Source organism: Tabrizicola caldifontis (assembly GCF_004762095.1).
Lineage (GTDB): Bacteria > Pseudomonadota > Alphaproteobacteria > Rhodobacterales > Rhodobacteraceae > Tabrizicola > Tabrizicola caldifontis.
In genome coordinates this window covers 101,662-121,612 of the sequence record NZ_SIJH01000015.1, presented here as the reverse complement: position 1 = coordinate 121,612, position 19,951 = coordinate 101,662, and the positions used below count along the sequence as shown (strand labels likewise).

The window sequence follows — 19,951 nt, the reverse complement described above, 5'->3', positions numbered from 1 at the left end:
TGGGAAAGAAGGGCTTCAGCCGCGCCATCTGCGCGTCGGTCAGCCAGAAAAGGTTGCTCATGCTCCAGTCTCCTTTCGGAGATTGAATCAGGCCAAGTCTACAAAATCAATGGGTCCTGACCCTAGCCTGTAGGGCAAAGTGGTCTGCTGGCCGCTCAAGACCGTAAAAAGCGGACCGATCACCTTATCGATGTCGCAACGATTAAGTTCGTCGATGATCAACGGACGATCAAAGCGACGAAGCAAGACGCCAGGAATGAAGGCAACGGCGCCAGCGCCTACTGGTTGGTACCCCCCGATGATGTCTTGCGAACTCCAGTCTGACGAACCTGTCACGAGGGTCCACTTCCCGCCAGTGAGGGTTGCTGCAATCCAGCGCGCGAGAGTTGTCTTCCCGGTTCCAGGTGGACCATACAGCATGATGTGCTGCTTGCCCGATTTCAGCGCCGCATTGATTTGGCGATATACAGTGGGATCGATGCCAAGAAGGTCCGTGTTCTCCGGAATCTCGAGAGACTCGGGCGGAATAATTTCACCGTCATCGTCATTTTCGTCGCCGTCAACTGCAGCGACTGCAACATTCTTTGGCGTCGCAGGCCCGGCCGCCGCCCAAGCGTCCGCGACCATTTTCTTGAGTCGATCAACTTCGGCTTGCGCTGTGAGATCGTAGACCGGGATTGGAGCAGCTGGATTTCCTGCCGGCGCGCATTTGATGTCCGCTGCGAGTGCGTCGATCACATCTCCATAGGTGATCGTGCGCTCCATGCCGTTCTCCGTGATCTTCAACTCGGTGTCGCGCGGCATCAGACCGAGCAGGCCGCAGCCGATGTACACCAGAGGAGCCCCCTTGAAGCGCATCGCTCCTGTCGCGGGATCGAAATTGAACGGTTCGGCAGACGACCCTTGTGGGGTTGCACCGTGAAAGACAAATAGCGCGTGAACCTCGAAGCTCTTGTCTTGGACAAAGTCACCCGGCCCCTGCTGGATCAGCGGCACAAGACGGAACACTACACCCGCCTTGTCTTCCTGCGCCGTGTTGATCGCACCTAGGTTGAATGGACCGCCAGCGGGGTTTTCAGCGCGAAGCCCAGCGGGCTCGGGAATTATGCGATAGATCCATCGCGGGGGCTTGTTCGCGGAATAGTTCGGTTCTTTCCAGTACCCAGCGGCGAGATCGAATTCGTGGCGTTCGCCAAGCCCATCTCTGGTCTTGAAGCCACACTTGGAGAACTGCAGCCCTTTGTCCTTCAGGAAGGTCTTCAACCAAGTGAAGAACTGGCCCTCCAAATTCTGATTATCTTGTGCTGCCATACGGTTGGCCCGTTCCGTTCAGTTGCCTGCTAGATCGGGAGAAGCCTATAGTTGAGATGCGGCCGCGTCTATCGGCTTGGGCAGGCACCTGTTCGATTTTTGTCCCATCCGGTAGATGCCCCTGAGATCGAAGTGTTCAGCCGGACGTGAAAAAAAGCTCCATTTTCAGAGACTTGTAGAACTTCACCAAATCCGCGCAGGCAACAGGTCCGGAGAATATCGGTCCAGAGAGACCGCTTTCGGGGCTCTTGGCGGCAGGGGCAGTGCTCAGCCCCTCCCGCATAACCCTCGAAAACAACGGAAAAATCCCGCCGCAGCCGGATCGGGAGAACGCTTTCGCGAGGGCAAGTGGCGGAGGAGGTGGGATTCGAACCCACGGTAGAGTTACCCCTACGTCGGTTTTCAAGACCGGTGCGTTAAACCACTCCGCCACTCCTCCGGCCCATCGCACATACCCGGGGTCTCGTGATTCTGAAAGGGCTGCGGCCAGAGCCTCAGGGGGGTGATCCGGCGGGTTTTTCCGCTGATCGTGATTGAAGGGCTGTGCCTCTGCCCTTTCCACCGGTCGTCGAAGCCGGTATGCTTGCCGAAAAGGTAGGCGTATCCGGACCGGACCAGCGGCGCAGCAACAGCCCGGTTGGCAGCAACACCGGCAGGATGGAACCAAAGCGCGGCGCCCAGACCGCGCGATCTTGAGGGCGGAACATGGCAAGAGCGGTACTCCGGCATATTCTGTTGGGTTGTGCGGCGGGTGGCTTGCTTGCGGGCTGCGTGGACAGCGGCGGCGCAGGGTCGGGTGCTGCCGGTGCCAGCGCAGGCATGCTGGCCTCGCCTTCGCGCTCCGGGGCTGCACGCGAAGTCGAAGCGCCGGAAATCTACCAGACCACCGACACTGCGCTCTGGGACGGGCGGCCCTCGCTGGGCGGCATCTGGGTGGCCGCAACCGATGTGAAGGATCCCGAACGGGTCATCATGGTCAACCTCGCCAACGGCAAGTCCGTGGCCGGCGCCCTTTTCCGGCGCGAGGCGGGGAACCCCGGGCCCAAGCTGCAGCTGTCCTCTGATGCCGCAGAAGCACTGGGCGTGCTGGCCGGTCAGCCGGTGCAACTGCGCGTGACGGCGCTGCGCAAGGTCGAGGTCGAGACGCCGGCCGCCCCTGCCCCCAAGGTAGCCGCCCCGGAAGAAACCCCGCCTGCCGCGCCGGCGCAGACTGCGGCGAGTACCGCCGCAGTGGCCGCCTCGGCGCTGGAGGCAGCCGACAGCGGCGCGCCGACCGCCACCTCGGGCGGAACGGAGGCCGTTTCGGCAGCGCCCGCAGCCGCGCCCGAGGCACCGCAGCGCAAGACCTGGGCCGAGCGCCGCGCCGAGGCGAAGGCCCGGCGCGAAGCGGAAAGGGCAGCGCGGGCCGCAGCCAAGGCTGCCGCGGAAGACCAGGCTGCAGATGCCGCCGCGGCCGAGGGGATTGGTGTGACGGCAATCGAATCCGCGCCGCTTGACGCCCGGGCACCCGAAACCGCCGCTGGGGCCGCGCCGCCCGCAGCGGCCGGCCGCCCGATCCAGGTGGCGTCCTTCTCTCAGGAAGAAAATGCCAAACGCGCCGTGGAAGCCCTGGCGAGAATCGGCATAAGTGCCAGGCCCGTGCGGTCGGAACGCGACGGCAAGGCGGTCTGGGGCGTGGTCGCCGTGGGCGACGCCGAGCTTCTGAAAAAGATCAAGGGTGCGGGATTCGCCGACGCCTATTTCCTGCAATGACCCATCCGAAAGGCCCCCGATGCTTCAGCGCCTGCGCACTGTCCTGATCCTTCTCGCCCTTGGTCTGGCGGCCCTGCCCGCCCGTGCCTTCGAGACGGCGGCCACCGCGGCCTGGGTGTATGACATGTCCACGCAGACCGTTCTGATGGACAAGAACGCCGATGTGCCGCTTCCCCCGGCATCGATGTCGAAACTCATGACTATCAACATGCTGTTCGAGGCGCTGCGCGACGGGCGGGTCACGATGGAGACGGAATTCGCTGTCTCGTCCCGCGCCAAGGCAATGGGCGGCTCGACCATGTTCCTGCAGGAAACCGACCGCCCCACGGTGAAGGATCTGATCCACGGCATGATAGTCAATTCGGGCAACGACGCCTGCGTTGTGGTGGCCGAAGGGCTGGCCGGTTCGGAAGAAGCGTTTTCGGCGCAGATGACCGAACGCGCCAAGGCCTTGGGAATGACGAATTCCACCTTCGCCAATGCAAGCGGCTGGCCAGATCCGAACCACCGCATGTCGATGCGTGATCTCGGCATCCTGGCGCAGCACCTGATCCAGGATTTCCCCGAATACTACCCGATCTTCGCCGAGACCCAATTCAACTACAAGGATCGCGCACCTGCAAATGCGCGCAACCGTAACCCGCTTCTGGAGCTGGGCGTCGGCGCCGACGGGCTGAAGACAGGGCATACACAAGAGGCGGGCTATGGTCTTGTCGGCTCGGCCAAGCAGGGCAACCGACGGATCATCTTTGTGATCACCGGTCTGCCGTCGGAAAAGGCGCGGGCCGAGGAATCCGAACGCATCGTGGCCTGGGCCTTCCGCCAGTTTTCCGAAAAGACGGTTGCGAAGGCAGGGGCCCGCGTGGCAGAGGCCGAGGTCCATCTGGGCGATGCCGATACTGTCGGCCTGGTTCCGGCCGAAGATGTGCGCCTGCTGGTCCCGGCGCTTGTCCAGGACAGCATGACCGCCGAGGTCGTCTACAAGGGCCCGCTGATCGCCCCGGTCGCCGCTGGCACGCCAGTGGCCGAACTGATCGTGCATGTCCCCGACCTGCCCGATCGGCGCGTCCCGCTGGTAACCGAGGCGGCGGTCGGCAAGGCCGGCTTCGTCAAGCGGCTGACCACCGCGGCCGAGGTGCTTTACCGGCAGTATGTCGGATCGCCGGCCAGCTGAATGCCGGGCCTGTTCCTCAGCCTCGAAGGCATAGACGGTTCGGGCAAGTCCACTCAGGGCCGCCTGCTCGCCGAACGGCTACGCGCTGCCGGTCATGCCGTGACCCTGACGCGCGAACCGGGCGGCAGCCCTGGTGCCGAAGAGATCCGCCGCCTTGTGCTGGAAGGTCACGTCGACCGCTGGTCGGCCGAAACGGAAATCCTTCTGTTCACGGCAGCCCGGCGCGACCATCTGGAAAAGACCATCCGCCCGGCGCTGGCGCGCGACGAGATCGTGATCACCGACCGCTTCGCGGATTCCACCCGTGTCTTTCAGGGCCTTGCCCGAGGCGACCTGACCGAAACGGTCAATCGTCTGCACGACCTCATTATCGGGATCGAACCCGACCTGACACTGCTGTTCGATCTCGACCCCGCTGTTGGTCTGGCGCGCGCCACGGCCCGCCCCGGTGCCGAGCTTCGGTTCGAGGACATGGGCCTTGCCTTCCAGGAAAGAGCCCGCGCCGGCTTTCTGGCGCTGGCCGCGCAGAACGCACGTTTCCGGGTGATCGATGCCGACGCCGACGCCGAGACCGTAGCCGCCCGCGCCTGGGCAGCGGTCGCGCCCCATCTGCCCCAAGCATAGGCCCTGCACCGGCCGGCTTCCCGGCGATTCGCCCTCTTCCAACGGCCGGAGCTGAGCCGGACCAATCCAGGAATGGAACAGGAGGCAGCAAAGATCTGGAAAAGACCGGCGCCCAGACGATCTGAGGCCGGACAATGCGCAGCGCGCCAGGGCGTGGCCCTGACCTTGTTGCCTGACCGCCTGCCCTTGGCGTGATTTCGCTGCCATGCCGGCAACCGCTGCGGCGACTGCCCGCCTACCCCTCTTCCCCCGTCCCGCTTGCCTGTGCAATCTGCCAGCCATGGCCGCGACCGATCCCCTGCCCGAACCCGATCGCCTGCAAGGCGCCCCCCACCCGCGTGAGACGCACAGGCTTTTCGGCCATGCCGTTGCCGAGGCCGAGTTTCTGCGCGCCCATGGCTCGGGCCGGCTGCACCATGCCTGGATGCTGACCGGCCCTAGGGGAGTGGGCAAGGCCACGCTGGCCTGGCGCATGGCCCGTTTCCTGCTGGCCACACCGGATGATGACGGCGGCATGTTCGCCGCCCCCCGGGCCGAAACGCTTGACATCCCCGACAGCCACCCCGTCGCCCGCCGCCTGCTGCAACTGGCCGAACCGCGGCATTTTCTGCTTCGCCGCGGCGCGAACGACAAGGAAACCGCCCTGTCTCAGGTCATCTCGATCGACGAGGTGCGCAGGATGAAGTCCTTCTTTGCCCTCTCTGCCGCCGACGGCGGACGGCGCACTGCGATCATCGACGCAGTGGATGAAATGAACACCGCCGCCGCCAATGCGCTTCTGAAACTTCTGGAGGAACCGCCGCTAAACGTGACGCTTTTCCTGATCGCGCATCAACCCGCGCGGCTTTTGCCGACAATCCGCTCTCGTTGCCGCGAACTTCGGCTGTCGCCGCTGGGTCCGCAGGATCTGGCCGATGCCCTGACACAGGCAGGCGGCGAGATCGCGCCAGAGGATCGTACCGCCCTGGCCGAATTGTCCGGCGGCTCGGTGGGCGAGGCCTTCCGGTTGACCAACCTCGAAGGCCTGAAGCTGTACGCAGCCCTTGTCCGCCTGTTTGCCACCCTGCCCCGCCTTGACCGACCGCAGGCTCTGGCGCTGGCCGACCTTGCCGCCGCTCGGGGTGCGGCCGAGACCTTCGAACTTCTTGTCACCCTGATCGACCTGTTTCTTGCACGTCTTGCCCGGTTCGGTGCGACCGGTGCCCTGCCGCCAGAAGCCGCGCCAGGCGAAGCCCAGCTTCTGCAGCGGCTTGCACCGCACCCCCTTGCCGCACGCGCCTGGGCCGACCTTGCGCAATCCCTTTCCGCCCGCGCCCGTCGCGGCAAGGCGGTCAATCTTGACCCCGCCGCGCTTCTGATGGATATGCTCCTGAAGGTCGACGAGACGGCGGGGAGCCTCGCCCCGAGGTAGCCCGAAGATGTCCCCCACCGCACCTGCCCTTCCCGATCTGGTTGACAGTCACTGCCACCTCGACTTTCCCGACCTGATTGAAGAACTGCCCGAGGTCATCGCCCGCGCCCGAGCTGCCGGGGTGAACCGCATGGTCACGATCTGCACCCGCCTTGGGAACGAACCAGGGGTGCGCGCCATTGCCGAGGCACACCCCGAGGTCTTCTACGCCGCCGGCACCCACCCGATGAGTGCCCATGAAGAACCGCTGGTCACGGTCGAGACCCTCGTCTCGCTTGCCCGCCACCCGCGCTTTGTCGGCATCGGCGAGACGGGGCTCGACTACCACTACACCGCCGAAACAAAGGCCATCCAGCAGACCTCGCTTCGCATCCACATCGAGGCCGCACAGGAAACCGGCCTGCCGCTGATCATCCACGCCCGGGACGCGGATGAGGACATGGAGGCGATTCTGGCCGAAGGCATGGCGCGACGCCCCTACGCCTGCGTGATGCACTGCTTCTCCTCCGGGCCGCGCCTTGCCGAAGCGGCGCTGGAGATGGGTTTCACCCTTTCGATTTCCGGCATCGCGGCCTTTCCGAAATCGCAGGCGTTGCGCGACATCTTTGCCAGAGCACCGCTCGACCGGCTGATCCTGGAAACAGACAGCCCCTATCTTGCGCCGCCGCCCCATCGCGGCAAACGCAACGAACCCGCCTATGTCGCCCATACCGCCGCCGCGCTGGCGCCGGTCTTCGGGCTTACCCTGCATGAGTTCGCGGCGATCACCACCGCGAACTTCGACCGTGTCTTTCCCCGTGCCGCCCGCGCGGCCAAGGCGGCCTGATGGCCCGGCTTTCGTTCACCATCCTTGGCTGCGGATCTTCGGGCGGGGTTCCACGCCTTGGCGGCGACTGGGGCGCCTGCGACTCCACGAATCCGAAGAACCGGCGTCGGCGCTGTTCTCTCCTTGTCACGCGCGAAACCGAGGCAGGTTCGACGCGCGTCCTGATCGACACCTCGCCCGACATGCGCGACCAGCTTCTCGACGCGGGCGTGGGCACACTGGATGCCGTGGTCTATACCCACAGCCATGCCGACCACATGCACGGCATCGACGACCTGCGGCAGATCGTCTTCAACCTGCGCAACCGTCTGCCCGTCTGGGCCGACGGCCCCACGCAGGAGGCTCTGCTGACGCGCTTTGGCTATGCCTTCATCCAGCCCGAGGGCAGCCCCTATCCACCGATACTTGATCTGCACACGATCGAGGGACCGATTTTCGTCACCGGCGCGGGCGGCCCTGTAACGCTGACCCCGTTCCGTGCCGAACACGGTGCAATGGATGCGTTGGGCTTTCGCATCGGCCCCCTGGCCTATCTGCCCGACGCCGTCGAAATTCCTGCCGAAAGCTGGGAGGTGCTTCGCGGCCTCGACTGCTGGATCGTCGATGCGCTGCGCCGCAAGCCGCATCCGACCCATGCGCACCTAGCTCTTGCGCTGGAATGGATCGCCCGGGCGCAGCCCACCCGTGCCGTGCTGACCAACATGCACATCGACCTCGACTACGAGACGCTCAGGGCGGAATTGCCGCCGCACATCACCCCGGCCCATGACGGCATGACCTTGACCTATGACAACCTGCCCTGAGTCTGCCGCCTGCCAACTGCAGGATGTTCCATCGGGAGGCAGGGGATGTGGAATCCCCGGCCACGGCCTGAATTGAGCGCCCTGCTCGACGTCATCTTGCCGGTCTTTCTGGTCATCGGCTTCGGCTATGCGGCCGTCCGCGCCGGATGGCTTGGAGAGTCCGCCATCGACGGGCTGATGCGCTTTGCCCAGACCTTCGCAGTGCCCTGCCTTCTGTTCCGGTCCATCGCGCATCTCGACCTTGGCAGCGCCTATGATCCCGGGCTGATGGTCAGCTTCTACACCGGGGCCTTCGCGGGCTTCTTCGCCTGCTTCTTCAGCGCCATGGCGATCTTCGGCCGGGCGATGCCCGATGCCGTCGCGATCGGCTTTGCGGGTCTCTTCTCTAATTCGCTGCTTCTTGGCCTGGCGATCACCGAACGGGCCTATGGGGCACAGGCCCTGCAGGCGAACTATGCCATCATCTCGCTGCATGCGCCCATGCTGTACGGGTTCGGCATCGCCCTGATGGAATGGGCGCGCTCGCGCGGCCGGGGCCTTTCGGGGGCGACGCTTGCCCAGCAGATCGGCAAGGCGATCCTGTCACAGGCACTGGTGATCGGCATCCTTCTTGGCTTTGCGGTGAACCTGGCCGGGAACCCGCTGCCCGGCTTCATCTGGTCGGGGGTGGACATGGTGGCCGGAGCGGCGATTCCGGTTGCACTTTTCGGTCTGGGCGGCGTGCTCACCCGCTACCGGATTGAGGGTGACCTGGGCCCGGTGCTCATGGTGAGCCTTGCCTCCCTGGTCCTGCACCCGGCAGTCACCTGGGTTCTGGGTGCCCATGTCTTCGGCCTGGGTGTGGACGCATTGCGGTCCGCCGTGGTCACGGCGGCCATGGCGCCGGGCGTCAATGCCTATGTCTTTGCCCACATGTACGGTGTCGGCAAACGGGTGAACGCCAGCGCCGTTCTGGTCGCGACAGCGGCCTCGATCGGCACTGCCTGGTTCTGGCTGCACCTTCTGCCGTGATGCCGCATCATGATTTCACCCCGCGTCGCGACAGGACAGCGACGTGGGGGCGCAGTCCGATCGGGAACCTCCTACCGCCCCGTCACCCCCCGCAGCCGGTCCGACCGCCGCCGCAGAAGTTCAACCGAAGCCAGAAGCAGCACGGAGATCACCACAAGGATCGTCGCCACCGCAAGGATTGCCGGGGAAATCGCCTCGCGGATCCCGTTGAACATCTGCCGCGGGATGGTCTGCTGGTCGGGTCCGGCGATGAACAGCACCGCCACCACCTCGTCGAATGATGTGACAAAGGCAAACAGCGCGCCAGAGATCACGCCGGGCAGGATCAACGGCATGATGACCTTGAAGAAGGTCGTGCGCGGGTTCGCCCCCAGCGAATGAGCCGCCCGGATGAGCGACTGGTCGAAGCCGGAAAGCGTCGCGGTGACGGTGATGATGACGAAGGGAATGCCAAGCACCGCATGGGCCATGATCACGCCCAGATGCGAATTGGCCAAGCAGCCTTTTTCCGACAGGAACATCCCGAAGATCGCGCCCATTGCGCTGTCAGGCGCCACGCAGGCCTTGGCGAAGAAGAAGCTCATCCCCACGGCGATGATGATGATCGGCACGATCATCGGACTGATCAGCAGTGCCATGATCAGCCGGCGATAGGGCATTTCCGGTCGCGACAGACCCAGCGCCGCGATCGTGCCCAGCGTGGTCGCCAGGATCGTGGCCCAGATCCCGATCCAGAACGAGTTCTTCGCCGCCCTGATCCAGGTCGCACGCTCCCAGGCCGTGCTCCACCATGCGGCGTCGCGGGGTGCGTCTGCCGTCGGATGGCCCAGGGTCAGAAGCGCGTCATACCACCGCAGCGAATAGCCTTCGGGGTCGAAGGTCAGCATCTTTTCGGTGAAGGTGAAATAGGGCTCGGCGTTGAACGACAGCGGCAGGATCACCAGGATCGGCGCAATCAGGAAAAGAAAGATCAGCGCGCAGATCACCAGGTAGGTGTAATACCAGACGCGTTCCAGCGGAGAGGCATAGGTGGGCAGGGCCATGGTCGTTTCCCTCAGCCGAATTTCAGCCGGTCGATGCCGATCAGCCGGTCATACAACCAGTAAAGCAACAGGATCGATACCAGAAGCATCGCCGCGATCGCCGCAGCCAGCGACCAGTTCGACTTGGACATGTGGAATGCGATGAGATTGCTGATCAGCTGCCCGTCCGCACCGCCGACCAGAGCCGGCGTGATGTAGTAGCCAACCGCCAGAATGAAGACCAGAAGCGAGCCCGCCGCGATTCCCGGCAGGGTCTGCGGCAGATAGACCCTGCGGAAGGTCGTCCAGCTGGTGGCACCCAGGCTGCGTGCGGCACGGGCATAGCTGGGCGGGATGACCCGCATCACCGAATAGAGCGGCAGGATCATGAACGGCAACAGAACATGGGTCATGGCGACCACCGTGCCGGTCATGTTGTACATCATCGCCAGCCTGCCGGAATTGTCGATCAGCCCCAGCGCCACCAGCACGTTGTTGACCACGCCCTGTTCCTGCAACAGCACGATCCACGAGGTCGTTCGCACCAGAAGCGAGGTCCAGAATGGCAGAAGCACCAGGATCATAAGAAGCGAGGACTTTGCCAGCGGCAGAGTGGCCAGCAGATGTGCGACAGGAAAGGCCAGAGCCAGGCAGATCAAGGTGATCAGCGCCGAAACCAGGAAAGTCTTGCCGAAGAGGTATAGGTAGATCCGTTCGTTTTCCGCCCCCCTTGCCCAGCCGGCATCAGTCAGCTTGTGGTCCGAGGCGACCAGGTAGAACTCCGGGGTGTAGACATGGCTGGCCGACTCCATCCCACGCCACAGCGCGGGCCGCCCCCAGGCCGGATCGACAGCCAGCAGCGCCTCCTTGTACGGCGGCTGAAGGTCGGCGGCGACGCGGGCGCCGCCCTTGAACAGGCTGATCGTACCCGGCACGGAATAATTGATGCGGGTTCCTGCCACACCGGTTGTCTTTTCGACCTGCATGCGGGCAAGGTCGGACACCAGGGCGGCAAAAGCCTCTTCCGGCGGGTTGGCGGGATCGAAGTCCGGGTTTTCGGCGAACCAGGCAACCAGTGCCGGAGCCGAAGAAGCAAATCCGTCATGCTCGAACGAGCGCTTCAGCATGTAGCCGATCGGAACGAGGAAGGTCAGAAGCACGAAAAGCAGCAGCGGCAGGACCAGAAGAAAAGCCCTGCGCCGTGCACGCGCCTGCGCCGCCTGAAGCGCAGCCTTCAGCGGACGCCCGTCCGCAGTCGTCAGAAGTTCGCCAGCCACTTCGGCCATGCCTGCCCTCGTCAGGTAGAGAACCGGGCGCGGCATGCACCGCGCCCGGCAGGTCGGATCAGCGGGTGAGCCAGGCCTGGAAGCGCTCGTTCAGTTCCGCGTCGTAGTCGACCCAGAAGTCTGCCGAGGTTTCCAGCGCGTTACCCATGTTTTCCGGCGCGGTCGGCAGGTGCGGCGCCATGACCGTCTTGCCATCCTTGAAGATCAGCTCTTCCTTCATCGAGGATCTGCGGGCCGGACCGTAGGAAATGTGCTGCGCCTGGGCGCGCAGCCCTTCGGTCGAGGTGGCGTAGCGGATGAAGTCCATCGCCAGATCCTTGTTCGGGGCCCCCTTCGGAACGACATACATCTCGTTCTCATAGATCTGGCCGTCCCAGACGATCTGGAAGGGTTTGCCCTCATTCACCACAGCGGCGAAGATCCGGCCGTTGTAGGCAGTGGTCATCGCCACCTCGCCGTCGGCCAGAAGCTGTGGCGCCTGGCTGCCGGCTTCCCACCAGACAACCTGGCTCTTGATCGTGTCGAGCTTGGCGAAGGCGCGGTCCACGCCCTCGGGGGTGCGCAGCAGATCATAGACTTCGGCCGCAGGCACGCCGTCGCCCAGCAGCGCGAATTCCAGAACCGCCTTGGCGCCCTTGCGCAGGCCGCGCTTGCCGGGGAACTTCTCCAGGTCGAAGAAATCGGCAGCCGTCTTCGGGCCTTCGGGGAACTTGGTCGTGTCGTAGGCGAACACGTTCGACCAGATGTCGGTCGAAACGCCGCACTCGGTGATCGCACCGGGCAGGAAATCCTCGGTCGCGGGGGTGCCGTCGGGCGCGGGCGGCAGGCTGGCCGCGTCGATCGGCTCCAGGATACCTTCGTCGCACAGGCGGATCGCGTCGGCATATTCGACCGAGGCAACATCGACCGTGACGTTGCCCGCCTCGACCATGGCCTTGATCGCGGGCGCGGGGTTGTCGCTGTCCACCATGATGGCGGCATGGCCGGTCGCTGCCGACCAGGGCTTCACGTGGGCTTCGTTCTGGGCCTCGCCATAGGCACCGCCCCAGGACATCACCGTCACGTCGGCCTGCGCCGCGAAGGCAAAGCCTGCGAGGGCTGTAGAGAGGATGAGGGTCTTCTTCATGTCTTGCTCCCTGTTTGTTTCACTGGCTACCGACCGGTTATTCCCGGCCCTTCATCAAGGGTCCAGCGCGCGGGCATCCTGCGGATGCCAGCCCACCTTGATCTTCTGGCCGGGTTCCAGACGGGTCTGGCCCAGCGTGTTGCGCATCTTCATCACGAAGTCGTCCGAGCCGGCGACTTTCAGAACGACGCGCAAGATGTCGCCCATGTAGATGACCTCGACCACCTCGGCATCCAGCGTATGGGCGCCAGGCGGCATCATCTCGGGTTTGAACTCCACCCGTTCCGGGCGGATCGAGACCAGCGTCTGCTGCCCCTTTTCCTTGATGTTTACCGCAGTTGCGTCGATCAGTTCGCCCGTCCGCAGCCGCACCAGCGCCTTGTCGCCCGAAAGCTCCTCGATCGTTCCCGGCAGCTTGTTGTTCTCGCCGATGAACTGGGCGACGAAGCTGTTCTCGGGACGTTCATAGAGTTCGGCCGGCGGTGCAAGCTGCTGGATCCTGCCGTCATTGAACACGGCCACTCGGTCGGACATCGTCAGCGCCTCGCCCTGGTCATGCGTGACGTAGACCACCGTGATGCCAAGGTTTTCATGCAGATGCTTGATCTCGAACTGCATGTGCTCGCGCAGCTGCTTGTCCAGCGCGCCCAGCGGTTCGTCCATCAGCACAAGCTTGGGGTCGAAGACCAGCGCCCGTGCCAGGGCGATGCGCTGCTGCTGTCCGCCCGACAGCTGCGCCGGGCGGCGGTTGGCATAGGCGCCCATCTGCACCATGTCGAGTGCCCGCTTGATCTTGCCTTCGCGTTCCGTCTTGCCCATGCCGCGCACTTCGAGCGGAAACGCAAGGTTTTCGGCCACCGTCATGTGGGGGAACAGCGCATAGTTCTGGAACACCATGCCGATCCCGCGCTTGTGCGGGGGCACCGAGTTGATGTTCACGCCGTCCAGCCGAATTTCGCCATGGGTTGCGGTCTCGAACCCGGCAAGCATCATCAGGCAGGTCGTCTTGCCAGACCCCGAGGGCCCGAGCATCGTCAGAAATTCGCCCTTGCCGATCGTGAGGTTCAAGTCCTTCACGACCAGCGTCACGCCGTCATAGCTTTTCTGGACATGCTCAAACAGGACGAAAGCGTCGTTGCGGGACTCAAGCGTCAACCGTGTCTCCCTGGTCTTCCGGGCGCTCTGCGCCTTCTATTGTTTCCCGACTAAAGCGAAAGGTCAGCCCCATTGCAACGCAGATTCAGCGGCCCGAGGGGCGATTCCGAAACTGCGGGAAATTCGGGCAGGAAAGCCGTCGATCGCCGGTCATTTGGACGCGAATCTGCTCGCTGACGGGAAAAATTCCGACATGATCAGACAAGAAAACGTCATGCACCGCCATCCACGGCAAGAAGTGCGCAGAAAGAAAAAGGACGCAGGGGGCATAGTCCCTTGCGTCCTTTGCTCTGCCTCCGGCTGGGTTGGTGCGGATGAAAAGACTCGAACTTTCACTCCGGTTAAGGAACAGCGACCTCAACGCTGCGCGTCTACCAATTCCGCCACATCCGCACATGCCCCATCGGGACGCCCGCTATCTAGCGGCAGTTGCGGGCGAAGAAAAGGGGGATTCGCATGTGCCGCGCCCCCCTTGGCTGGCCGCGCGCATTTGACCGCGCGGGCAGACCGGGCACCGTCACCCTTCAGAAGCTGGAAAAGATCAACAGCGGCAGACGCGCCGCCGTGATCGCGGCCTGGGCGCCGACTGCCAGGATCCCGGCCTCGTCCGACGCCGCTGCACTGGGCTCGGGCCGTGCCGCAGGCGTGCCGATCCCCGGATCAGGGACCTTCGGCGCCACAAACACCGGCGACCCGGCCGGAGCCACAGACGACGGTTCCGGCAGGACCACGGGATCTGGCGGAAAGGTCGCTCCCCCTGCCGATGCAAGATCGGCAGCCGGCGCGACCGGCTCCGGCTCGGGCGCAACCACGGCCTCTTCGACCACGAGGGCGGGCTCGGGGACAATGTCGAACACGGGCAGAGCGGCCTCCTGCACGTTCGGGGCGGGCATCGCAGGCTGCAGTTCCGCGGCACGGCCGTTGATCGTGTAGGCCGCCTTGCGGATCAGGGCGTCACGTCCGCCAATACCCGGCGCCACGACCATCTGCCCCTGTCCCATGGCATCCAGCGACAGCTGATACCAGTCCATGGCCAGATCGGGCCGCCGGGTTGCGCCGAAGCCCTGGCTCAGATGATGGCCCAGGTATTCCGAGTAACCCCGCTCACCCATCGCTGCCAGCAGCAGTGCCGAACCGATGGCGACATCCATTTCGTCACGCGCATATCCCATGCCGAGACAGACCCTGGCCGTGCCCACCAACTGCGCCGGCGTCATTCCCGAAGAAAGGACGAAGGTCTCGACGCCCTTAAGCACCTCATCCGCGGGCTTCAGCGAAACGGCGGCGACATGTTCCTTCAGCACTGGCCCGAAGGCCGCGCACTGTTGCGCGATCTGGTCAGAGGTGAAGCCGGCAATCTGCGCGGCAAGCTCGTCGCTTGTGGCCATGGCATAGCCCCGGGCCAGGCAGAACTGTTCGGCCAGCGCGAAATTTGCATCTTGCATGCCCTCGACCGTGGTCATCCCGCCGTTCGAGGCGGTCTTCAGGCTGATCGCGCCGCATTCCGCTGCCAGCGAGCCCTTTGCCGCCGCAGATCCCATGAACGAAGGCAGCTCTGGCGCCGCCTCGGCCACGAGGGCCCCGGGCTCGGGCTTTGTGGCGACCTCGACCGCCACCTCCTCTGCTGGTGGCGCCTCTGGCACAAGCTTCGGCAGGGCGGCAGCCGCGGCGGCGGCCACGCTGCCCTGCACCGGATCGCCCGGCGCCGCCGGCATGATCCCGCCCGGTGGCAGGCCCGCCATCTCGTCCTGCTGGGCAATCAGCACGGCCTTGAGGCCATGCATGCTGCCGGCAACTGCCTGCGCTACCAGCGGCCCCCCGGCCACGGCGCGATGATAGGCGGTGATCAGGATCGTGCGCTCGTGCTCGGTCAGCTCGCCGGTGGCCGGATATCCCAGGAAGGCCTGGTATTCCTTGATGGCAGCCCGCGACTTCGGCCCGATTGCGCCATCGGGGGTGCCTACAGGGTAGCCGAAATAGTTCAGCGCGACCTGCACCTCCTTGTTCGCGGCGCGCTGCTCGGCGCTGATCGAGGGCGCCTTTGCCTTGGCCGTTCCAGCCTTGGTCGATTTCGCTGACTTCATCTTGTTGTTCTCGTTCGTCACCGCGCTGCCAATGATGCCCCCGATGATCGCGCCGGCGATGAAATCGGCGCTGTCGGCGCGGGCCGGGGCCGAAACGGGCGACAACGGCGACATGGCCAACGAGGCCATCAGCGCAGAGGTTGCAATTGCCCTGATCTTCATAGCATGACTCCTGGAAATAAAGGGATTCTATGGCTGTGTTCGTAGCACGGCTTTGCCCTTGCGTAAGGCTGGAATCCGCGGCCGCATCGGGGATTGGAGCGCAGCTTGGTCGAATGGCGCCACATGCCGGGGCTTTCGCCCTACGAGGAAACCGTCGCCGCGATGGAGGCGCATGTCGCCGCAATGCACGAAGGTCGCGCAGGGGAATCGATCTGGCTGCTGGAACATCCGCCGCTCTACACTGCCGGAACATCGGCGCGTGCCGAGGATCTGGTCGATCCGCACCGCTTCCCAGTCCATTCTGTCGGGCGTGGCGGGCAATATACGTATCACGGGCCAGGCCAGCGGGTGATCTATGCCATGCTTGACGTAAAGGCCCGGGGCCAGGATGTCCGATGCTTCGTGCGAGAACTGGAACAATGGGTCATCGACACACTGGCCGAGTTCAACGTCAGAGGCGAAATCCGCCCCGGCAGGGTCGGCGTATGGGTTCAGCGTCCCGACAGGCCAGGCCCGGATGGGCGCCCGACCGAGGACAAGATCGCCGCCATTGGCATCAGGCTGCGCCGATGGATCAGCTTCCACGGCATCGCGATCAATGTGGAACCCGATCTGACGCACTTCGATGGAATCGTCCCCTGCGGCATCCGAGAGCATGGCGTCACCAGCCTTGTCGACCTTGGCCTGCCGGTCACGATGTCCGACCTCGACGCCGCCCTGATCGCCACTTTCCCGCGCCGGTTCCGGGGGGCGGCCTGCGGGACGTGATGCCGCATAACACAAGGTTGCTATTGCATATCAAGGCCTCGTGCCCCCATGTTCGACGTCGTGAGGCGTCTGCCGGCCTCCGCTGATCGTGAGGACAACATGAGCAAGTTCATCCTTCTGGCCATTGCCGCCGCCGCGCTTGCGGCCCCCGCCTTGGCGGGCGATCCGGCTGCGGGCGAGGAGGCGTTCAAGAAATGCAAGGCCTGCCATTCGGTCGTGGCCCCCGACGGAACCGAAATCCAGAAAGGCGGCCGCACCGGGCCGAACCTCTGGGGCGTGATCGGGCGTCGCGTCGCGTCCGACCCCGACTTCCGCTACGGCGAATCGATTGCCGCCCTGGGTGCGACCGGCGCGGTCTGGGACGCGGCGAGCTTTGCGGCCTATGCGGCCGACCCGGCGGGCTATCTGAAAGAGGCACTGGGCGATCCGGCCGCAAAATCGAAGATGTCCTTCAAGCTGCCCGCGGGTGGCGAGGATATCGCGGCCTACCTTCAGTCGGTTTCGCAGTAGGCGCTAGCGGAAAGGTCATGGGGCGCGGTCCGGCAGGGCCGCGCCCTTGCCATTTCAAGACGCATTTTCAGGCAAGATTTCTTCCCCCTGCGGCAAAGTCGGACATTGCGACATCGACCGGGCGCGGCTAAAGACGGAAGCACAAGGGAACCGGGCGGACCCAGGCTTTGGGGCCGTCAACCGGCAGGACAGAGAATACCAAAGCGGGAGAAGCCAATGGCGGACGCAGCCATTCACGGCCACGAACATGAACGACCTGGGTTCTTCACCCGGTGGTTCATGTCAACCAACCACAAGGACATCGGCATCCTCTACCTCTTCGCAGGTGGGATCGTCGGTCTGATTTCGGTCATCTTCACCGTCTACATGCGGATGGAGCTGATGGAGCCGGGCGTTCAATACATGTGCCAGGAAGGCATGCGCCTGGTGGCTGATGCGGGCGCGACCTGCACCCCGAACGGGCACGTCTGGAACGTGACCGTCACGGCGCACGGCATCCTGATGATGTTCTTCGTGGTCATTCCTGCGCTCTTCGGCGGCTTCGGCAACTATTTCATGCCGCTTCAGATCGGCGCGCCGGACATGGCCTTCCCGCGGATGAACAACCTGTCGTTCTGGCTGTACATCGCGGGCACCTCGCTGGCCGTGGCCTCGCTATTTGCCCCGGGCGGCGGCGGCGACCTTGGCACCGGTGCAGGTGTCGGCTGGGTGCTTTACCCGCCGCTCTCGACCACGGCCGAAGGCGGCTATGCGATGGACCTGGCGATCTTCGCCGTTCACCTGTCGGGCGCTTCGTCGATCCTGGGCGCGATCAACATGATCACGACCTTCCTGAACATGCGCGCGCCGGGCATGACCCTGCACAAGGTGCCGCTGTTCGCGTGGTCGATCTTCGTCACCGCGTGGCTGATCCTGCTGGCGCTGCCCGTGCTGGCCGGCGCGATCACCATGCTGCTGACCGACCGCAACTTCGGCACCACTTTCTTCACGCCCTCGGGCGGCGGTGACCCGGTGCTCTACCAGCACATCCTGTGGTTCTTCGGCCACCCGGAAGTCTACATCATCATCCTGCCGGCCTTCGGCATCATCAGCCAGGTCATCGCGACCTTCTCGAAAAAGCCGATCTTCGGCTATCTGCCGATGGTCTATGCGATGGTGGCAATCGGGGTGCTGGGCTTCGTCGTCTGGGCGCACCACATGTACACCGCCGGGATGAGCCTGACGCAGCAGTCCTACTTCATGCTCGCGACCATGGTCATCGCGGTGCCGACCGGCATCAAGATCTTCTCGTGGATCGCGACGATGTGGGGCGGCTCGGTGGAATTCAAGACGCCGATGCTCTGGGCCTTCGGCTTCCTGTTCCTCTTCACGGTTGGCGGAGTGACCGGGATCGTGCTGAGCCAGGCGCCGGTGGACCGCGCCTACCACGATACCTACTATGTCGTGGCGCACTTCCACTATGTGATGTCGCTGGGCGCCGTGTTCGGCATCTTCGCGGGCATCTACTACTGGATGGGCAAGATGTCGGGCCGGCAGTATCCGGAATGGGCAGGCAAGCTGCACTTCTGGATGATGTTCATCGGCTCGAACCTGACCTTCTTCCCGCAGCACTTCCTGGGCCGTCAGGGCATGCCGCGCCGTTACATCGACTATCCCGAGGCCTTCGCCTACTGGAACTGGTTCTCGTCGATCGGCGCATTCATCTCGTTCGCGTCCTTCGTGTTCTTCATCGGCATCGTGGTCTACACCCTGACCGCCGGGCGCCGCGTGACCGAGAAGAACTACTGGAACGAATACGCCGACACGCTGGAATGGACCCTGCCCTCGCCTCCGCCCGAACACACGTTCGAGCAGCTGCCGAAGCGAGAGGACTGGGACAAGTCCCACGCACACTGAGGCGGACAGCCTGACAAGGGGGCCCCGGGAAGAAAGACCCGGGGCCCTTTGCTTTCTTCACACCGGAGACGACGGATGCGCCTTGTTCTGATGTTCGTCTTCATCTTTGCCCTGGCCGCGGTCGGCTATGTCGCCGCCACCGGTCATTTCCTGGCCAAGGACGCAACGGACCTTTTGAAGGTCGGCAACATCTCTTCGCTCATAGCCACCGCCACGCCGCCCGAGGATCCCATGTCGCCTGGTTATCGCGGCGATCCGATGCAGGCCCTCTCGCTGCCATTCCAGGTCGTGCGGATCGCGACACCCCTCGGCCCGGCCGAGGCCTGGAAGGTGCCGGCTGCAGGGCGCGAACGGGGCCGGGCGATCTATGTTCATGGAATCGCCGGTGCGCGCGAGGATGGCTATCGGCACCTTTCCCTGTTGCACGAGGCCGGCTGGTCCGTCCTGCTGATCACCTACCGCAACGACCCTTCGGCGCCGGGCGGGGCGGACCACCGCTATGGCTTCGGCCTGACAGAGTGGCCGGACCTGGAGGCGGCGGTCGCGCACCTGTCGCCCGGACCGGACGGCCCCAGGGTTCTGGTGGTGGCTGAATCGATGGGCGGGGCGATACTCGGCCAGTTCCTGGCGCAAAGCCCGCTGGCCAACCGCGTATCGGCCGTGGCGCTGGACAGCCCGGCCCTCAGCTTCCGGGCGGTGATCGGGCAGCTGGCCTCTCAGAGCGGCAAACCTCTTCCCGGGCCGATGGCATGGGCTGCGGGCCTGATGCTGCCCTACATGTCGGAGCTGCCGCTTGAACGTGCCGAAGTCGCCGACACCATCGCGGCCTTCCCCGGCCCTCTGTTCATCGCCCACGGCAGCGGCGACAGAATCGTGCCGGTCGGCCCCTCGCAGGCTCTGGCCGCTGCACACCCGGGGAAGACGACAGCGTTGTGGACCGGCGCGGATCACCTGGGCTCGTACACGGCGGACCCGGCCGCCTATCGCAGCGCGTTCCTCGCCTTTCTGGAAACCCTGGAAGACTAGCCCC

17 protein-coding genes and 2 tRNA genes are annotated in these 19,951 nt (G+C 64.5%); 11 read left to right on the top strand and 8 right to left on the bottom strand.

What is annotated here, in order from left to right:
• Window positions 1-87: 87 nt before the first annotated feature.
• Window positions 88-1,311 (bottom strand): AAA family ATPase, encoded by a 1,224-nt coding sequence (locus tag EYB42_RS17495; protein ID WP_205909994.1) that lies wholly within the window; start codon window positions 1,309-1,311, stop codon window positions 88-90.
• A 349-nt stretch (window positions 1,312-1,660) separates the two neighbouring features.
• A tRNA-Ser gene (locus EYB42_RS13950) sits at window positions 1,661-1,750 on the bottom strand.
• Window positions 1,751-2,067: 317 nt separating this feature from the next.
• On the opposite strand from EYB42_RS13950, the gene EYB42_RS13945 reads away from it, so the two are divergent.
• From EYB42_RS13945 to EYB42_RS13915, 7 genes are all read left to right on the top strand, one after another.
• Entirely contained in the window at window positions 2,068-3,063 is a 996-nt protein-coding gene (locus EYB42_RS13945) for an SPOR domain-containing protein (protein WP_167851029.1), read from the top strand.
• Window positions 3,064-3,082: 19 nt separating this feature from the next.
• Window positions 3,083-4,237: a D-alanyl-D-alanine carboxypeptidase family protein gene (locus EYB42_RS13940; protein WP_135450735.1), complete on the top strand. Its 1,155-nt coding sequence runs from the start codon at window positions 3,083-3,085 to the stop codon at window positions 4,235-4,237.
• Window positions 4,238-4,861, top strand: coding sequence for a dTMP kinase (gene tmk / locus EYB42_RS13935; RefSeq protein WP_135450734.1), 624 nt, complete (start codon window positions 4,238-4,240; stop codon window positions 4,859-4,861).
• A gap of 280 nt (window positions 4,862-5,141) precedes the next feature.
• Window positions 5,142-6,272, top strand: a complete 1,131-nt coding sequence (locus tag EYB42_RS13930; RefSeq protein WP_135450733.1) for a DNA polymerase III subunit delta' — start codon at window positions 5,142-5,144, stop codon at window positions 6,270-6,272.
• A gap of 7 nt (window positions 6,273-6,279) precedes the next feature.
• Window positions 6,280-7,098, top strand: coding sequence for a TatD family hydrolase (locus tag EYB42_RS13925; protein ID WP_135450732.1), 819 nt, complete (start codon window positions 6,280-6,282; stop codon window positions 7,096-7,098).
• Window positions 7,098-7,901, top strand: a complete 804-nt coding sequence (locus EYB42_RS13920) for an MBL fold metallo-hydrolase (protein WP_135450731.1) — start codon at window positions 7,098-7,100, stop codon at window positions 7,899-7,901. Before EYB42_RS13925 ends, EYB42_RS13920 begins: the two co-directional genes overlap by 1 nt.
• 72 nt (window positions 7,902-7,973) lie before the next feature.
• Window positions 7,974-8,912, top strand: coding sequence for an AEC family transporter (locus tag EYB42_RS13915; protein WP_135450730.1), 939 nt, complete (start codon window positions 7,974-7,976; stop codon window positions 8,910-8,912).
• Window positions 8,913-8,983: 71 nt separating this feature from the next.
• On the opposite strand, the gene EYB42_RS13910 is transcribed toward EYB42_RS13915, so the two are convergent.
• The 6 genes from EYB42_RS13910 to EYB42_RS13885 all read right to left on the bottom strand — a co-directional run bounded on the left by EYB42_RS13910 (window position 8,984) and on the right by EYB42_RS13885 (window position 15,747).
• Window positions 8,984-9,955: an ABC transporter permease gene (locus EYB42_RS13910; protein ID WP_135450729.1), complete on the bottom strand. Its 972-nt coding sequence runs from the start codon at window positions 9,953-9,955 to the stop codon at window positions 8,984-8,986.
• 11 nt (window positions 9,956-9,966) lie between these two features.
• Window positions 9,967-11,256 carry an ABC transporter permease gene (locus EYB42_RS13905; RefSeq protein ID WP_240784170.1) on the bottom strand — a complete coding sequence of 430 codons (1,290 nt, stop codon included), beginning with the start codon at window positions 11,254-11,256 and terminating at the stop codon, window positions 9,967-9,969.
• Window positions 11,257-11,278: 22 nt separating this feature from the next.
• Window positions 11,279-12,346, bottom strand: a complete 1,068-nt coding sequence (locus tag EYB42_RS13900; RefSeq protein WP_135450728.1) for an ABC transporter substrate-binding protein — start codon at window positions 12,344-12,346, stop codon at window positions 11,279-11,281.
• Window positions 12,347-12,400: 54 nt separating this feature from the next.
• Window positions 12,401-13,501 carry an ABC transporter ATP-binding protein gene (locus EYB42_RS13895; protein WP_135450727.1) on the bottom strand — a complete coding sequence of 367 codons (1,101 nt, stop codon included), beginning with the start codon at window positions 13,499-13,501 and terminating at the stop codon, window positions 12,401-12,403.
• 306 nt (window positions 13,502-13,807) lie between these two features.
• A tRNA-Leu gene (locus EYB42_RS13890) sits at window positions 13,808-13,894 on the bottom strand.
• Window positions 13,895-14,025: 131 nt separating this feature from the next.
• Window positions 14,026-15,747: a peptidoglycan-binding domain-containing protein gene (locus EYB42_RS13885; RefSeq protein WP_135450726.1), complete on the bottom strand. Its 1,722-nt coding sequence runs from the start codon at window positions 15,745-15,747 to the stop codon at window positions 14,026-14,028.
• Between the two features lie 105 nt (window positions 15,748-15,852).
• Here EYB42_RS13885 and lipB point away from each other — a divergent pair, with 105 nt between their 5' ends.
• The 4 genes from lipB to EYB42_RS13865 all read left to right on the top strand — a co-directional run bounded on the left by lipB (window position 15,853) and on the right by EYB42_RS13865 (window position 19,947).
• Complete coding sequence (gene lipB / locus EYB42_RS13880) at window positions 15,853-16,515, top strand: lipoyl(octanoyl) transferase LipB (RefSeq protein WP_167851028.1); 663 nt, start codon at window positions 15,853-15,855, stop codon at window positions 16,513-16,515.
• Between the two features lie 99 nt (window positions 16,516-16,614).
• Window positions 16,615-17,025 (top strand): c-type cytochrome, encoded by a 411-nt coding sequence (locus EYB42_RS13875; RefSeq protein ID WP_135450725.1) that lies wholly within the window; start codon window positions 16,615-16,617, stop codon window positions 17,023-17,025.
• Window positions 17,026-17,241: 216 nt separating this feature from the next.
• The gene (ctaD, locus tag EYB42_RS13870; RefSeq protein ID WP_135450724.1) at window positions 17,242-18,921 is read left to right on the top strand and encodes a cytochrome c oxidase subunit I; all 1,680 of its coding nucleotides are present in this window, start codon (window positions 17,242-17,244) and stop codon (window positions 18,919-18,921) included.
• 75 nt (window positions 18,922-18,996) lie between these two features.
• The gene (locus EYB42_RS13865; protein WP_135450723.1) at window positions 18,997-19,947 is read left to right on the top strand and encodes an alpha/beta hydrolase; all 951 of its coding nucleotides are present in this window, start codon (window positions 18,997-18,999) and stop codon (window positions 19,945-19,947) included.
• The last annotated feature ends 4 nt before the right edge of the window (window positions 19,948-19,951 follow it).

What these genes read in the sequence shown, in the direction of transcription:
- EYB42_RS17495 (WP_205909994.1), bottom strand. Translation starts at nt 1,311, where the DNA reads ATGGCAGCACAAGATAATCAGAATTTGGAGGGCCAGTTCTTCACTTGG.
- EYB42_RS13940 (WP_135450735.1), top strand. Translation starts at nt 3,083, where the DNA reads ATGCTTCAGCGCCTGCGCACTGTCCTGATCCTTCTCGCCCTTGGTCTG.
- tmk (WP_135450734.1), top strand. Translation starts at nt 4,238, where the DNA reads ATGCCGGGCCTGTTCCTCAGCCTCGAAGGCATAGACGGTTCGGGCAAG.
- EYB42_RS13930 (WP_135450733.1), top strand. Translation starts at nt 5,142, where the DNA reads ATGGCCGCGACCGATCCCCTGCCCGAACCCGATCGCCTGCAAGGCGCC.
- EYB42_RS13925 (WP_135450732.1), top strand. Translation starts at nt 6,280, where the DNA reads ATGTCCCCCACCGCACCTGCCCTTCCCGATCTGGTTGACAGTCACTGC.
- EYB42_RS13920 (WP_135450731.1), top strand. Translation starts at nt 7,098, where the DNA reads ATGGCCCGGCTTTCGTTCACCATCCTTGGCTGCGGATCTTCGGGCGGG.
- EYB42_RS13910 (WP_135450729.1), bottom strand. Translation starts at nt 9,955, where the DNA reads ATGGCCCTGCCCACCTATGCCTCTCCGCTGGAACGCGTCTGGTATTAC.
- EYB42_RS13905 (WP_240784170.1), bottom strand. Translation starts at nt 11,256, where the DNA reads ATGCCGCGCCCGGTTCTCTACCTGACGAGGGCAGGCATGGCCGAAGTG.
- EYB42_RS13900 (WP_135450728.1), bottom strand. Translation starts at nt 12,346, where the DNA reads ATGAAGAAGACCCTCATCCTCTCTACAGCCCTCGCAGGCTTTGCCTTC.
- EYB42_RS13885 (WP_135450726.1), bottom strand. Translation starts at nt 15,747, where the DNA reads ATGAAGATCAGGGCAATTGCAACCTCTGCGCTGATGGCCTCGTTGGCC.
- EYB42_RS13875 (WP_135450725.1), top strand. Translation starts at nt 16,615, where the DNA reads ATGAGCAAGTTCATCCTTCTGGCCATTGCCGCCGCCGCGCTTGCGGCC.
- ctaD (WP_135450724.1), top strand. Translation starts at nt 17,242, where the DNA reads ATGGCGGACGCAGCCATTCACGGCCACGAACATGAACGACCTGGGTTC.
- EYB42_RS13865 (WP_135450723.1), top strand. Translation starts at nt 18,997, where the DNA reads ATGCGCCTTGTTCTGATGTTCGTCTTCATCTTTGCCCTGGCCGCGGTC.